8 protein-coding genes are annotated in these 15,574 nt (G+C 40.2%); 1 reads left to right on the top strand and 7 read right to left on the bottom strand.

Translation table 11 applies throughout. The features are described from left to right. Positions 1-122: 122 nt before the first annotated feature. Genes PSF86_RS01935 through PSF86_RS01920 form a run of 4 tightly spaced genes read right to left on the bottom strand, consistent with a single transcriptional unit; the run spans position 123 to position 6,235 of the window. The gene (locus tag PSF86_RS01935; RefSeq protein WP_277898370.1) at positions 123-1,625 is read right to left on the bottom strand and encodes a RagB/SusD family nutrient uptake outer membrane protein; all 1,503 of its coding nucleotides are present in this window, start codon (positions 1,623-1,625) and stop codon (positions 123-125) included. A gap of 30 nt (positions 1,626-1,655) precedes the next feature. Further along, a complete protein-coding gene (locus PSF86_RS01930; protein WP_277898369.1) occupies positions 1,656-4,589 on the bottom strand; it encodes a SusC/RagA family TonB-linked outer membrane protein in 2,934 nt (977 codons plus the stop codon). A gap of 40 nt (positions 4,590-4,629) precedes the next feature. After that, entirely contained in the window at positions 4,630-5,703 is a 1,074-nt protein-coding gene (locus tag PSF86_RS01925) for a hypothetical protein (RefSeq protein WP_277898368.1), read from the bottom strand. Between the two features lie 7 nt (positions 5,704-5,710). Then, positions 5,711-6,235, bottom strand: a complete 525-nt coding sequence (locus PSF86_RS01920) for a DUF5004 domain-containing protein (RefSeq protein ID WP_277898367.1) — start codon at positions 6,233-6,235, stop codon at positions 5,711-5,713. Positions 6,236-6,657: 422 nt separating this feature from the next. Here PSF86_RS01920 and susR point away from each other — a divergent pair, with 422 nt between their 5' ends. Continuing rightward, positions 6,658-8,256 carry a SusR family glycan utilization regulator gene (gene susR / locus PSF86_RS01915; protein ID WP_277898366.1) on the top strand — a complete coding sequence of 533 codons (1,599 nt, stop codon included), beginning with the start codon at positions 6,658-6,660 and terminating at the stop codon, positions 8,254-8,256. A gap of 146 nt (positions 8,257-8,402) precedes the next feature. Here the strand turns inward: susR and PSF86_RS01910 are convergent, their stop codons facing one another. The 3 genes from PSF86_RS01910 to PSF86_RS01900 all read right to left on the bottom strand — a co-directional run bounded on the left by PSF86_RS01910 (position 8,403) and on the right by PSF86_RS01900 (position 15,552). Then, entirely contained in the window at positions 8,403-10,430 is a 2,028-nt protein-coding gene (locus tag PSF86_RS01910) for a sulfatase-like hydrolase/transferase (protein ID WP_277898365.1), read from the bottom strand. Positions 10,431-10,555: 125 nt separating this feature from the next. Next, positions 10,556-12,184: a RagB/SusD family nutrient uptake outer membrane protein gene (locus tag PSF86_RS01905; RefSeq protein WP_277898364.1), complete on the bottom strand. Its 1,629-nt coding sequence runs from the start codon at positions 12,182-12,184 to the stop codon at positions 10,556-10,558. An 11-nt stretch (positions 12,185-12,195) separates the two neighbouring features. After that, entirely contained in the window at positions 12,196-15,552 is a 3,357-nt protein-coding gene (locus tag PSF86_RS01900) for a SusC/RagA family TonB-linked outer membrane protein (RefSeq protein WP_277898363.1), read from the bottom strand. Positions 15,553-15,574: the final 22 nt, after the last annotated feature.

Raw genomic sequence — 15,574 nt, 5'->3', positions numbered from 1 at the left:
CTTCATTTCAATTAATAATCTAGTATCCAAAACCAGTATAACAAAGGGGCTTGCCGTGTTCAAAAAAGCTAACTATTGGGTTTATAAATATGTAATCTAAGCCCCTTTGCTTCTACTGTATTTTAATATTCCGGATTTTGTTTTAGGTTTTTGTTTTTATCCAGCTCTGATTGCGGTATGGGGAAAATCCCACGATATTTTGGAGTGCTTTCCTTCTCCCACCACGGTTCGAAAAAAGTTCCAAAACGTATGTTGTCTGTCCTTCTGCGGCCCTCAAAGGCAAATTCCCTCAACAATTCGTCGTTTATATAATCAAGATCTATTACATCCGGGGTTTCAGTACCTGCCCTTTGTGCTATTTGGTCTAAAAACGGCCGTGCCAATTCTGGTGACCCCATGCGTACATAACATTCTGCCTGCATCATCAAAACCTCGGCATAGCGCATAACCACCCAATCGTGGTCTCTTTCCCATTTTTCACCTTCCTTTACCTCGTATTTACTCAAGCGTACTCCTTCATTTTGTTTCGCATTGGTAAAATCTTCAATCGCTTCGGTATAGATAAGGGGCTCACCGCTATCCATAATCAATACCGAGCCGGTGGCCAAGTTTATTTGTTCGCCTTCAAGCATGCTGGCCTTACGTTTATCGGTATCCAAAAACTTAGAATACGCGCCAGGTTGTGCACAAATCCCGTTTCCACACCAAGGATAATCCCCGGTTACAGAAACCGTAAACTGGTGCAAATAATGATAGGTCATGGACGATAGGTAATTTCCAACAGTCCCCGCATCAGAATCGTATGGAATGGCAAAAATAAGCTCGTTGGAACCTTGATTTTCCGTAGCAAAATTGGCAAAGAAATCTGGGTTGATGGAATATCCAGAAACTTGTTGGCACATGGCAATACAATCTTGCCAACGTGCAATTCCCACAAAAGCTTCAGAATTAAGATACAACCGGGCAAGCAAGGTATAGGCTACATTCTTTGTGAATTTTGAATATACAATTTCAGAACGCAGGTAAGGGAGGGCATTTAACAATTCGCTTTCCACAAAATCGTACACTTCTTTACGTGTGGAATTGGCAGGAAGTTCCTGGTTCTTAAAGTCTGTAATAATGGGAACATTCCCAAACATGTCCAAAAGCCTGTAATAATAATATGCCCTTATGGCCTTTAACTCGGCATAAATAGGTTTTTTATCGTCCTCACTTAACCCCGATTGATCTATTTGGTAAATAATGGAGTTTACTTTAGATATGCCTGTGTAGCAGTACCGCCAAGCCGATAAAATCATTCCGTTTTCGGCATCCCATGTATGGCGCTGTGTTTGCTGGTAGCGACCCCCATCGTACCAATCTTGGCCCCTTGTCGGGATGGTGGCCTCATCAGAGGCTACTTCATTTAAAAAGAAAACATATTCGCAGGTTGGAAAGGAATTTGAAATTTCATCGCTAAATCCTCGCAACGAAGAATACGCACCCCCAACCAAAGCTTCCACTTCTTTGGGAGTCGTTCCGAAATCGTCGTCTTGGACCTTATCGTATAGTTCTTCTTCCATATTTGTACAGGAAGCAGTTACCAATAAAGTTGTAACGAGTATGGTTATAATATTTTTTTTCATTTTAATAGGTTTAATAATCTAACTGTTCCTTTAATTTTTTAATGTGATATTAAGTCCGAACGAAACGGTAGTTGGTCTTGGGTAATTGTTGAAGCGGTCCAGCCCCGGATCTGCAAGGCCGGTCATGTCTACCTCGGGATCCACGCCATTATACCCAGTAAAAACAGCAAGGTTTTCGCCCATTAGGTATAAGCGTAATTTTGAAAATACTTTGTCCATAGGAACTGTATAACCGAACGTAACGTTTTGTAACCTAAAAAATGAAGCATCTTCAACCCAATAACTTGAATATGTTGGATCGGAGGTAATTCCGCTATCTAAAAAATCATCAGGCACATTATATGCTGGCAGTCGGTTTGGATCGTACAGCATCATATTGGTGGCATTTAGCACATCTTGGCCGAACATTCCATAACCCGAGAAGCTGAAATCAAAACTATCATAGGTAAAATTCATACCGATACCCACATTTAAGGAAGGTTGAATATCGCCGATATCTGTTTTTTCTTCGCTTAAGATAAATGCCCCGTTTTCATCAAGTCCGCTACTTTCGTAACCCCAAAAAGTTCCTACGGGATATCCTTCTTTGATAATCTGGGAAAACTGATTGGACATTCCTGATAAACCGTGTAACGAACCGCTGTAAATTACGTCGGTCTCATAAACCTGATTGGATAGCTTTTCTATTTTTTGTTCATTGCTGGACAAATTAAGATTGGCATCCCATTTAAATTTATCGTTGTTTATAATGTTGGCGTTCAGGGTGAGTTCTATACCCTTATTAGACAATTCGCCCACATTGGCAAGCATGGTGCCCACCAAATAAGGAGGTTGGGGAACCTGGTATGTATAAAGCAAATCTTTGGTTGTCTTGCTGTACCATTCCAGAGAACCTGTAATCCTGCCAAACAAGCCAAAATCCAATCCCACGTTAAATTGCTCGGTAGACTCCCATTTAAGGTCCGGATTTGGGTTTTGTGTTGGAGAATATGCCAGCTTCCAGCTATCGGTAGCGGGATCGTAATAACTATCCTGCCCCACGCCCAATATGGACAACGATTTATATTCTCCTATTCCATCTTGGTTTCCTGTTACTCCATATCCGCCACGGAGTTTCAATTGATTCAACCAATTATTGGTTCCGTCCATAAATTCTTCGTTGGCAATGTTCCATGCTACAGATGCCGACGGAAAGAATCCCCATTTATTATTATCGCCAAATCGGCTAGAACCATCTTCCCTAACGGTGGCCGTAACCATATACCTACTGTCGTAAGAATAATTTGCCCTTGCATAGAAAGAAACCAAATTAGACTTTCCTTTGTAGGAATATACATCTCCTAAACGATAATCTTGCCCGGCACCTAAATTATTGTACTCAAACAGATCGGTTTCAAAGCCACTTCTTTGAGCCCCAAACCCCTCATAAGTATTTTCAAGGTAAGAATATCCGCCCATGGCATTAAGCATATGCTTTCCAAATTCTTTGGTATAGCTCAAGTAAGCTTCCAATTGCATATTGGTATATTCGTCGTATACTTTCTGGGCATAACCGCCTTCGGTACGCCCTTCTAAAACAGCTGTAGATGGTTTGTAAGTATTTCCGGTATGGGCATTGTTTTCCAACGAAAGATTTACCACCCCTTTTAATGCTGGCGTAAAATTGAATTCCGTTTTAAAATAGCCCAACAACCTGTTTCTTTTATCATCGGTGGTTCTATGTGTCAGGATCTCTACTGGGTTTTCATAAAGGGTCCCTCCCACTTCGGTAAAGTTCCCATTTTCATCATATACAGGAATTGTAGGATTCAAATTAAAAGCACGTTCAAAAATGCGGTAATCCAATGGATGCCATTTATCTATGGTAGCAAAAAGTCCTACATCGAAACGGATTTTCTTATCCAAGGTAAATTGGTGCACATTAATATTTCCGCTTAACCGTTGCAGGCCCGTGGTTTTAACAATCCCTTCATTATCAAAATAAGTAATGGAACTTCTCATTCCGCTATTTTCGCCACCGGCAGACATACTCAAGGTATGCGACCTGCGGTATGCAGCCCGTTCCAGCTCTTTTTGCCAATCGGTATCGGCCCCGTAATCAATAGCTCCAACTGTTTCATTTCCCCTTACATAAGACCGCCATTGATTGGCCGATAACATATCCAGATGATTGGAAGCAAAACTAATTCCTGAAATTCCCGAATAGGATACAGAAAATCCTGCTGCCTTGCTTTTTGTGGTGATGATGATAACCCCATTGGCCCCGCGGGAACCGTAAATGGCTGTGGCAGAAGCATCTTTCAATACATCTACTGAAGCTATATCGTTTGGTTGCACCTGATTGATGTCTACTCCGGGAATCCCGTCGATTACAATTAAAGGATTGTTGCTGGCCGTTAAAGAAGTACCGCCCCGCAAGCGCATAGTGGCCCCGCTACTTGGATCGCCCGTACCTTGAACAACCGTTAACCCGGCTACTTTACCCTGTAAAGCTTGTTCTGTTGAAGATAATGTTCCTTTTACAAGCTCTTCGGAATTTACTGTTGATATGGCCCCGGTTAAATCCGATTTACGCATGGTCCCATAACCTACGGCCACCAATTCTACGGCATCAAGGCTCACCATATCGGCTTCCAAAGTTACGTTTAGGGGCGAAGCTGTTGTATTGTTAATTACAATTGGCTTTGTAACAAACCCAATAAACGATATCTCCAAAGTGCTTCCGTTAGTTACTTCTATGGAGTAATTTCCATCAAAATCGGCAGTAGTTCCATTGGAAGTCCCCTTTTCCATTACCGTGGCTCCTGCTAGTGGCTGCCCATCGCTATCGAAAATGGTTCCCAATATTGTTTTTTTATCCTGGGCCCTGGCCGAAACAATAGAAATCAGCAATAACCCAATTAGTACCAAAGCCTTAAAAGATGCAAGTTTTGGCAACTTATAATTTATATTTTTTGTATTCATTTTTTATTTTTTTGGTTGTAAATGTGCTTATATACCAGCACTATTTTTTAAGCGGTATGGCTGTATCTGTAATTACCCTATCGTTGTTATCGCTCACCAACACGTGAATTTGACTCAACCCGGACATTCCATGCAATTCTGTAACCAAATCCACAAAACCCTTAATTTCACTGGTTCCTCCGGTAAATTCCCCTTCAATTATTTTAGAACCGGCTGTTATGGTATATTTTAAAGTTGTAACACCCCGTTCGTTGTTTGTCCTAATCATTCCCAGGAAATCTTTTTGACTTATCTGAAGGGGGAAAAACTTAAATTCCGGCGGTGGCGGCGGGATATATTCGGCAGCGTTAAGTACCTGATCCGGAATAGTCGCCGCCCAATCTTTGGCAACCATTAAAAAATTCAAGTTGGTCATTACATAGCCGTCTTCCGTTCCGTAGTATTCTGATGGAATAAGGTCCATTTTATAGATTCCGCCCCCTAAGTCTTTTAATTGGGTCTTTGCACTAATTTCCGGGAGCCATGCCTGATATTCCTGCAATACTTCCCAATCGTTAAGTCCGCTATGAAAATGCACACTCTCTACCCCATCGAAGCCTTCGGCTAAATTGGCATTAAAAAGAATGCTCAAGCCTTCATCCAAACTCGGCTTGGTTGGATAGGAACGTATTAGCTCATTGGCAGTTTCAAAATCATTGAAAGGCGTATAGCTAACCTGAGCAACGCCCGATTGCTTGCTTCCGTCCTTATTTTTCAGGCGGAGCCAAAACCCTGCACTTGCGGCAATATCTTCAGCAGAAACAGAAAAATACGTTGTTGGCGTCAAGGTAAAGCTCCATATAAAGTTTCCTTCATAAGAAAGTTTTGCAAAATCTGATGAATTTTCCCAGTTCCCGGCATCGGGTTCAGAAGGTGACCAAATCCATATATACAAATCTTCATCCTCGGTAAAGGTCGTTCCGGCCATATCAAAATACCAAGTAACTTCTTCGTCATAATTATAAATTACGGGGTAAGACCAAATTTTGGAAACGTCCCCGGCTTCCTCTTGCGACCTGCTCGTTATGGGTGCTAAAAAACATAGCAAAAAGAGTGCGTATAGTAGTTTTTTCATAATATCGTTAGTTAGTTGCCGTTAGATTAAAAATATAAGAGAGGTAAGCAGTACCTTCGGAGCTTCTTACCAATTGCACCTGCATGTCACTTGTAGATCCCGGAATGGAGGTTAGCCGCAATTCTTGAGTAAGTTTTGATTTTGAAGCATCGCTGTAAAGTTTAATGCGCACCGCATTGGCAGTAGTGGGCTGAAAAGGTGAGCTTAATTCCCAATAACCCGAAGGCTCAAACAATGGTGGCACATTTCCTTCTACTTTATAAGAAGTGGGGTTCATTGTTTGATCTAGATTCAGCAATAATTTAAAATCCTGATAATTAAAAAAGCTTTCCAAATTCTGCTCGTCTGGCTTGATCTCGTTTGCCTTTGCAAATTCATCTACCATTTTCAAGCTTTTTAGGCTCCAACTACCGCCTACTTTTTCATAAAGTGTAATGGGTGTTGTGTAGCTCCCGTCGTCGGTTTTGTTGCATCCCCAGAAACATACCAGAGATAACCCCAATAACAGGATTTTTAGGCGTAGACTTTTCATACGTTTAGTTGTTTGATTAATTTATGTTAGTTGCAATTCCATTTTGGAATCAATCAAAATTATGAGCAAATTGAAGGGAAAGAAAACGATATAGTTAAAATCAAGATAATATCGAGCCAATAAATAACTTAATTTATTGATTTTTAAATGATTAATATTTTTTATACCGCTAAAAAATCTAGATACTATTTAAAAATTTATAGGTGTTTTAAACAATACACATTGCTAAAACAGTATTTTTTTAGAGGTATTTTTTTCAAAAACACATATATTGCATCCAATATTTATCGATATAATAAATAATAGGACCATTTGAGGCAATAACTCATTTTAATTAAAAAACTTACTGTTTTTTGATTAATTTAAGCTTTATATTTTATTATTCTTGAATTGATTTTTATCCTATATAACCCAACTACAGCATGCGCTATACTGCAACTATTTTTTTTATCCTTATTTATACTTTATCCTTTTCACAGGATCCACAGAATACCCTGAATCGGCTTGATCGTGAAATTGCCCGAAAAGAAATTTATATTCAAAAAAAATACGATGCCATACAGGCGCTTAAAAAAGATGTTCAAAAATATGTGGTAAATGGCAATAGCGTTCAACTATACCAAACTTATTTATCGCTCTTTAAAGAATACAAATCTTTTAAATACGACTCTGCATATTATTACCTCGAAAAAGCAAAAACAAAGGCTATTGCCCTTAAAAACCCCGAACTTCAAAACGAAATAAAGGTACAGGAAGGTTTTGTGCTGTTATCTTCCGGACTTTTCAAAGAGGCTATAGATACACTAAACAGTATTGACGTAAAAACCTTGAATAAAGAGAACAAATTCCAGTATTACTCGGTAAAAGCAAGAACTTATTACGATCTGGCCGATTATAATAACGATAGCAGGTTTAATATCCATTACATACAACAGGGCAACGAATGCTTGTCCAAAGCTCTGGAGCTGGTGGATGAAAACGATAACGATTATTGGGCTGCCGAAAGTTTGAGGCGCATGAAACAACAGGATTTTAAAGGAGCCGAATTTGCCTTTCAATATTGGATCAATAACTACGACCTTTCTCCCGAATTTTATGGGATTGCCACTTCGAGCCTTGGCTATATTTTCTCGGAGCGCGGGTTTAAGGAGAAAGCCATTGAATACTTGGCCCTGGCTGCCATCTCTGATATTCAAAGTGCTACCAAGGAAACCGTGGCTTTAAGGAATCTTGCCAATGAACTATACAAAGCCGGAAATGTTAAAAAGGCAAATACCTATATCCATTTGGCAATGGACGATGCCACTTTTTACAATGCCAGGCACCGAAAAATTCAAATATCCAGTATTCTTCCTATTATCGAGGAAGCCCAGATGTACAACATCTCGAAGCAAAACCGCTTCCTTGAAATCATGGTTACCTTACTGGCCGTTTTGGCAATCATTGTCATTGTTTTTTTAATTATAATTTTTAAACAGCTTAAGTCCAAAAGCAAATCCAGAAAAGAATTAACGGCCTCCTACAAACAATTGCAGGAATTAAACGTGCATTTACGCGAAGCCGATACTATAAAGCAAGAATATATTACCTATTTCATTCAGGCAACATCCGATTTTATTAATAAACTGGATACCTTACAAAAAACTACCCGCCAAAAAATTATTTCGAAGAAGTTTGATGATGTCCTCCCGGCACTAAACAGGTACAGTGTAAAAAAGGAGCGCGAAAATCTTTTTCGCCAATTCGATGAAATCTTTTTGAAATTATTCCCAACTTTTATTGAAGAATTTAACAGCCTCTTTCCCAATGAGCATCAATACAATATGAAAACCAACGAGCTTTTAAGCCCCGAATTAAGGATTTTTGCATTATACCGCTTGGGAATACAGGACAATAATCAAATTGCCAATTTTTTGGAACTTTCCATTACAACCATCTATACCTATAAAACCAGAATAAAAAGTAAATCCCTACACAAGGATAATTTTGATAAACGGATTATGGAGATTAAAACATATTGATGGTTGGGGGGTAATTATAAATCTATCAATTCAATTTTAAATATATGGCCAAGATATAAGTTTTAAAAACTCAATCCTTACTATACAAATTACTCAGTTCATAACTTATAGCTGTATTTTCCACTCTATAATCTTACAAACTTCCATCAATAACTAAAATCCATTTCTTTAAAAACAATATCGTTTGGTCCTTTTGATTTAAGAGATAAGCTGGGTTCTCCTTTATTGTGTGCATAAATTAAATTAAGGGGATGATATCCCTTCTCCAACATTATCTTGGCTTCTAAAGGCGCTTCCCTATCTTCCATATCGATTACTTTTGCATTGTGGATTCTTAAAATACTATTTGAATCTGCTTGCAGGCTAAAGGTATATTCACCAGAAGTTGGGGCATGTAGATATCCTTTGTAGCTAACGACCATGGAGTCTCCTTTAACAATGTTGGTTATATTTAATGCCTTTTGCACTCCATTTGCCAGTTGCTGGTTCTTTATTACCCTAACATCCGGAATCCATGAGGTTGTTTTTTTGTAGGAAGTATATTGTATGCCTTTTTGTATGTTTTTTAATTTAACCGAAGGAACAATTATTCCGTCATAAGGCCGTTTTGCCTCATGATCCGGTCGGCGGCTTTGTAGCACTTTGCTCTTCATCCGGGTTTGAAGTGCTTCAAAATAAGGGCTTGAAGAAGCTAAATCTTTGGTCTCTTCAGCATCTTCTTGAATATTGTATATCTGAAAATCATCATCTTGAGATTGTATATTTTGCCGGATGCCTTTATGGCCTTCCAAATAAACAACCTGCATTTCTCCTCTTTTTGCTCCCTGGTGCTGTTTTTCAAATTCGGAATATTCCGGGGTCTTCCCGTTTTGACTATATTCAATATAAACCATTCCATCGTTAGTTTCCTTTTCACCATTCAATATTGGCCATAACGATACTCCATCTGTCCTGGCAGGGGGTGCAATGCCTGCTATTTCAGCAAATGTTGGCATCCAATCGTAAAAAGCACTCGGCTGATTGTTTTTAATGCCATCCGGGATATGGCCGGGCCAGCTTACAAACGTGGGCACACGGATACCTCCTTCCCATGTATCTCGCTTAATGCCATCAAGATTAGCAAAGCTATCAAAAAAGGTAGGATCGTATTTTCCATAGCCATACGATTCGTTATGAGGCCCGTTATCGGACGTAAACACTATCAATGTTTCCCTGTCTATCGAAAGGTCTTTTAAAAGTTGCCTGATATCGCCAATGGCATTGTCTATGCGCCTCACCATGCTAGCGAATCTTTTTTGGGGGTCTGGCCAATCTTTCTTGGCATAATCGGGATGGTAATAGTCGTCTATGGTAGTATCTGCCGTATTGATAAATCTTCCCGGAGTCCCTTTCCATTGAATTCCGCCATTAATCCCGCCACCTTCAGGGTATGGAGATGGTGCAATTTGAAGCCCGGCATGGGGCGTATCGAACGCCAGTTCCAAGAAAAAAGGTTTGTCTTTACTTTTTGCCTGATTATAAATCCAATGTTTGGCCGCGGCCGTGAACAAGTCTGTTGTATAACATCCTTCCAATTTTCCCGAAATTTCATCATTATTTTCGTACAATTCTACTTTAGGCCGGTCATGTGCTTTGTGCGCAGGATAATGATTGTGCCCATCTACATGCCTTACATAACCGAAAAAATAATCAAACCCTCTTTTGGTCGGGAATGCTTTCCATGTATCTGGGCTGTTCCCTGTTAACCCCTGTAGCCCCCATTTCCCAACCAAAGCTGTTGCATAGCCTGCTTCCTTGAGCATGGACGCCATATTTGGAACGTCAGAAAGGGCCTTGTCAAATTGGTTGTTTCTAATGTTTGAATGTCCTTGGTGGACCCCGTACAACAAGGAAGCCCTCGAAGGTGCACATACGGGAGCCGGCACATAATGCCTTGCAAGGGTTATACCGCTATTTGCCATTTCATCAATAAACGGGGTTTTAAAATGAGGCTTTCCTTCTTTTTTTCTTTGATTTTGGAAAAGCACCCCAATATCGCCATACCCCAAATCGTCGGTCAAAATGAAGATAATATTTGGTTTGGAGTCTGGCTTGCTAAAATTTTCTGAAACTTGCTTTTCTTCCTTGCAACCAATAAAGAGGCATGTCAGTACTGTAAAAAATAGATATTTCATCAGGTCTTAAGTTTTAATCTAAAGTGTATTTTGAATGCCCGTAATCATCCGTAATAGCATGCCTTTTCAAAATGGGCGGACATTAAATATTTTATTTTGAATGATTACGGGCAATTGCTAAAATATTAATAATTTGGGTTTTGCTCCAATGAAGGAACAAGGATCCGTTCTTCTTGAGGGATGGGAAAAAGGTAATCCCTGTTTGGGTTGAACGCACGCGTTGTACCCCCATATGTTAATTCTTCGATAGCTGAAGCTTCCGTAGGCTCCCCTATCGGGATATAATTCATCCCGGGAATAACTCCTTTCATAAGGTTTTCGGCAGTTTTCCACCTGCGCAGATCGAAAAACCGAAGCCCTTCCAAAGCCAATTCTACCATTCGTTCATGACGGACTACCTTACGTAATTCTGCTTGCGACAACCCTTGTGCTATTGCGGGCATATTAACATCGTTTCGGCCCCTTATTTCATTTATTGCATCGTAAACACTTTGGTCTATGGAGCCCATTTCTATTTTGGCCTCCGCATACATTAACAATACGTCGGCATAACGTATCAATATAAAGTTAACGCCTCCATTGCTTCTGTCGTTCAATTCTTCTTCGTTAATATATTTTTTTATGCTATATCCTGTTTTTGTACGGTAAAAATCCACTTCAATTTCATCGCCCGTGCCAGAATCCGGGCGCGGGTCATATACCTGTCCATTAAAAAGTACATCGCCGGGTACATCATCAGAAAAAGTAGGAATAAACATGGTATATCCCATTCGAGGATCCCGGTTTGCATACGGGTTTAAAGGATTGTAAGAATTGTCTTCACCTATTGGCAAACCATTTACGGTCTCGTATGCATTTGCAAGGGTTTGAGTGGGACAAATGCCTACGCTCCCATTTAAACTAACCGGTGCATGGCTGGCAAAAAAATTATGGGCGGCCACATCTTTTGCCCTTTGCCTATCCAGAATTATTTCGTTGCTATTTTCTGCTTCATAACTAAATAAATCTTTAAAATTAGGATAAAGCTCATACTCTCCCAAATCCATAACTTCTTTTGCGGCTACCGAAGCTTCGTTCCAGCGTCCTGCATACAACATTGCCCTTGCCTTCATGGATAAGGCGGCCCCTTTTGTAATTCGGCCAATGTCGTTTCCACTGTATGCTTTTGGCAGTTCATTTTTTATTTCATCAAATTCTGTAGCTACAAAATCCCATATTTGTTGTTGGGGGTCTCTTGTTATTTCTTTTGATTCTTCAATGTTAAGGGTTCTGGTAATCAAGGGCACATTGCCAAAAAGCATGGTTAGACGAACATAGAAAAATGCCCTGACAAAGCGTACTTCTGCTTTGTATCTATTGATAATATCTTGACTTACCGAAGGGTCTTCCTCGCGAACCTTATCAATGTTTTCTAAAAAATAATTGGCGGCCCTTATAGCTTGATATCCACCATCCCAATTAGATTTAAATCTGCTCAAGCTAGCATCGTGTTCCCCACGTTCAATGGTAACCGTTTGCTGGGCTGGGCTATTGGTAGTTGCTATATCCGTCATCCTGTCCCATTCAACTTCGTTATAATCTGGTAGAAAAGCATACATGGCATTTACGGCATTAAGGGCATCTTTTTGGGTCTTCCAGAAATTGGCATTGCTCAATTCGTTTGAAGGCTCTGTATTTAAAAGATCTTTTTCGCAGGAAACCAGTACAAGTACGGATACCAACGGAATAAGTAATTTTATATTGAATATTTTCATGATTCTAATTTTTAAAATCCTACGTTTAATCCTAGTGTATATGTTTTAGTAGCTGGGTAAAAAACACCCCTTCCGGTGGCTGCTTCGGCATCAAGCCCCCATTCGTTCAGGTCGGAAATCGTCCAAAGGTTGGTTCCCCCTACAAAAAGGCGCAACCTGCTCACACCAAACTTTTTAATTACATCCGTAGGAAGGCTATACCCAAACTGAAGGTTTTTTACCCTTAAATATGCCCCATTTACCATCCACCAATCTGAAGGGCGACTGTTTTTATTGTTTTGTTTTTGAGGCCTCGGGAATCTTGCATCAAGATTGTCCGGTGTCCAGTAGTCCTCTGCAATGTCGATTGTAAAACCTTCCCAGGAACCTGCTTCCACCAAAGCCCCATAAAGCATTATATCTTTATTTCCAACTCCTTGTAATTGAAGGTTGAAATCAAAATTTTTCCAACCCAGGTTTATAACCGAACTATATGTTAAACGAGGGATGGAAGATCCAATAACCTTTCTGTCATCGGCAGTTATCATTCCATCGGGGACGCCATCCGGCCCGCTTATGTCCAAATATTTAATATCTCCCGCCGTTGCATCCGATGCATATGTGGGGTAATCGTTATCGATATCTTCCTGAGTTAAAAGGCCATCTGTAACATACCCAAACAGGGCATCTATAGATTCTCCTTCCTTGCGGATAAACATATCCTGCTCGTTAGCATAATAAGGTCCTGTTCCTGCCAAGTCTGTAATTTTATTTTTTACATCTGAAATGTTCCCGGTTATACTGTACCGAAAATCTCCAACGGCATTCTGGTAGTTCACCTGAAGCTCCCAACCTTTGTTTTCAACAGAACCTGCATTGGTTGCCGATGGATTTAAACCAACAATCCCGGGAATGGGCAGTTCCAGTAAAATACCTTCGGTTTCCTTTTTAAACCAGTCCAGAGCAATATTGATTTTATTTTGAAAGAAACTCATGTCGAAACCAATATCGGTTTGGGTGGTGGTCTCCCAAGTAAGGTCTTGGCTTGCAAAATCTGTTTGGCGGACGCCCGTAACGGGAACACCGTTAAAGACATAATAATTTGCCAAGTTAAGGTTATCGTAATACGTATAAAGACCTACGTTTTGATTCCCGGTTTCTCCCCACGAAGCCCTGATTTTAAATTCGTTTATTACGCTTTTAACCGAATTCCAGAATGGCTCCTTTGAAATTCGCCAAGCCCCGGCCACTGAAGGGAAAAAAGTATACCTGTTGTTTTCGGGGAACCTGGAAGATCCATCGTAGCGCATATTGAATTCTAAAATATATTTTTCATCAAAAGAATAATTCAACCTTCCGAACAGCGAGCGCAACCCCCAATCTGTATACAAACTATTAATTTCACGGTTTAGCGGGTCGCTAAGACTTAGGTCGCGAAGGTCGTCGTTATAAAAGTTCCGCCCATTGCTTTCGAGTTCCTTATAATCATAACTTATTTCTGAATATCCCGCCAGTGCGCTCATATCGTGTTTTCCAAGGACGAGATTGTATGTAAGCGTATTGTTCCATGTTTTTTGAAGGGATTGGCTCCTGTATTCCGTTAGTTGATTTACCTCGTTGTTTTTAAGCACAACATCCGGATTGAAATAATCCCTAATTTCATACGTAGGTATGTTTGTAACCGATGAATAATCGCTAAGATCAACGGCATATTGAGAACTGAACGACAAACCGGGCACAATATCCCAAGTAGCCTTTAAATTAACAAGGCCATTATAGGTAGTGGCATCTGTGGCGCCAACAATATTGGTATCTGTCCAAGCCAATGGGTTGTGTCTTTGTTTGCTCAATCCATATGTTCCATCGGGGAATCGCGGAACCGTAAATTGAGAACTGTGCAACATTCTATGGTAAACATTATCTTGATCCCTAAATGTATGGCGGTCTTTCTTGGCCAAGCTTACATCTGCGCTGACCAAAAGTTTTTCGGAAAGATTGATATCGTTGTTTACACGGACCCTATATCGTTTGAGATTTTGATTTGGATAAATCCCGTCTTGATCGAAGTAATTCAACATGACATTGGTACGCAGTATTTCGGTTCCTCCAGCAATAGACAAGGCATGCCTTTGCATAGGTGCATCGTCTTGTATTACGGCATCAAAAAATTCGTTCGGGAGCGGGTACCTCAAGCGGTCGCTTCCATCTACGTATTTTTGTATTTCTTCTTCAGAATACAAAGGGTCGCTTCCACGGTTTTGATATGCCGTGTTTTGTAGCCTCAAATAAGCCTCTGTTTCCATATGCTCTGGCTCCACCGTAAGGTTTTGCATATCCAGCGTTTGGTTATAGTTTACGGCAAATTTTCCTTTTTTACCCCGCTTGGTGGTTATCAAGATAACGCCATTGGCCCCCCTAGAACCATAAATGGCTGTAGATGCAGCATCTTTTAGTACCGATATGGATTCCACATTATTCGGGTCTACGTCATTTATGTTCATTTCAATACCGTCGATGATTACCAAGGGATTGTTGTTGCCCAAGGTTGTAACCCCACGGATGTACATATTTACGTCTGAGCTGCCCGGCGAACCGCCTCTATCTATAACCGTTAATCCCGGCGCCAGACCCTGTAGGCCAGCACTAAGATTTTTTGTAGGGCGCTCTACCAGTTCGTCACTGGAAATCGATGATACCGCACTTGTCATGGACACCTTTTTTTGCTTGCCATACCCAACCACCACGATTTCGTCCAGGCTTTGCGCATCTTCTTCCAGGGTTACGTCCAAGGTGCTTTTACCATCCAAAGGCACTTCCAACGTTCTAAAGCCCAAATATCTAAAAACGAGAACGGTATTTTCAAGGTCGTTTATCTCTAGGCTGTAAACCCCGTTAAAATCGGTTTGGGTGCCTATCCCTTCGTTATTTTTTACCGAAACGGTTGCACCCGGTAACGGATAACCTTCATTATCATAAACGGTTCCGCTCACGCTTTGCTGTAAGGTTTTAAGTGTTTTTACCGACTTTTTTTCTAAAAGAATGGTTCCTTCCTTGGTAAAGGAATAGGTGAAACCTTCACCGGCAAGGCTCTTCTCCAGTAAGTCTCCTGCTTTGATAATTCCTTTTTCAAGCTGAACTTTTGGGAAATCTTCAAATAAATCGGACCGGTAAATAAAGGTATAGTCCGTTTGCCGTTTAATCAATCCAAAAATTTCTTCAATAGAAAGCTCAGAATCAGAATTAATTACGATTTTTGCATTTTGTGAATAGCCCTCTTTGGGGTTGAATGCGAATGTGATAAAGCAACAAAAGAAAATAAATGTTTTCATAATGCCCAATACAATGCGTCCCCCATATTTTATGAGGAATTCATTAATTTTAGAATACATAAAAATCAGATTTAGTTAGTTA

This window comes from Galbibacter pacificus, from assembly GCF_029603165.1.
Lineage (GTDB): Bacteria > Bacteroidota > Bacteroidia > Flavobacteriales > Flavobacteriaceae > Galbibacter > Galbibacter pacificus.
This window is presented reverse-complemented; position numbering and strand designations above follow the sequence as displayed.

What these genes read in the sequence shown, in the direction of transcription:
- PSF86_RS01935 (WP_277898370.1), bottom strand. Translation starts at nt 1,625, where the DNA reads ATGAAAAAAAATATTATAACCATACTCGTTACAACTTTATTGGTAACT.
- PSF86_RS01930 (WP_277898369.1), bottom strand. Translation starts at nt 4,589, where the DNA reads ATGAATACAAAAAATATAAATTATAAGTTGCCAAAACTTGCATCTTTT.
- PSF86_RS01925 (WP_277898368.1), bottom strand. Translation starts at nt 5,703, where the DNA reads ATGAAAAAACTACTATACGCACTCTTTTTGCTATGTTTTTTAGCACCC.
- PSF86_RS01920 (WP_277898367.1), bottom strand. Translation starts at nt 6,235, where the DNA reads ATGAAAAGTCTACGCCTAAAAATCCTGTTATTGGGGTTATCTCTGGTA.
- susR (WP_277898366.1), top strand. Translation starts at nt 6,658, where the DNA reads ATGCGCTATACTGCAACTATTTTTTTTATCCTTATTTATACTTTATCC.
- PSF86_RS01910 (WP_277898365.1), bottom strand. Translation starts at nt 10,430, where the DNA reads ATGAAATATCTATTTTTTACAGTACTGACATGCCTCTTTATTGGTTGC.
- PSF86_RS01905 (WP_277898364.1), bottom strand. Translation starts at nt 12,184, where the DNA reads ATGAAAATATTCAATATAAAATTACTTATTCCGTTGGTATCCGTACTT.
- PSF86_RS01900 (WP_277898363.1), bottom strand. Translation starts at nt 15,552, where the DNA reads ATGTATTCTAAAATTAATGAATTCCTCATAAAATATGGGGGACGCATT.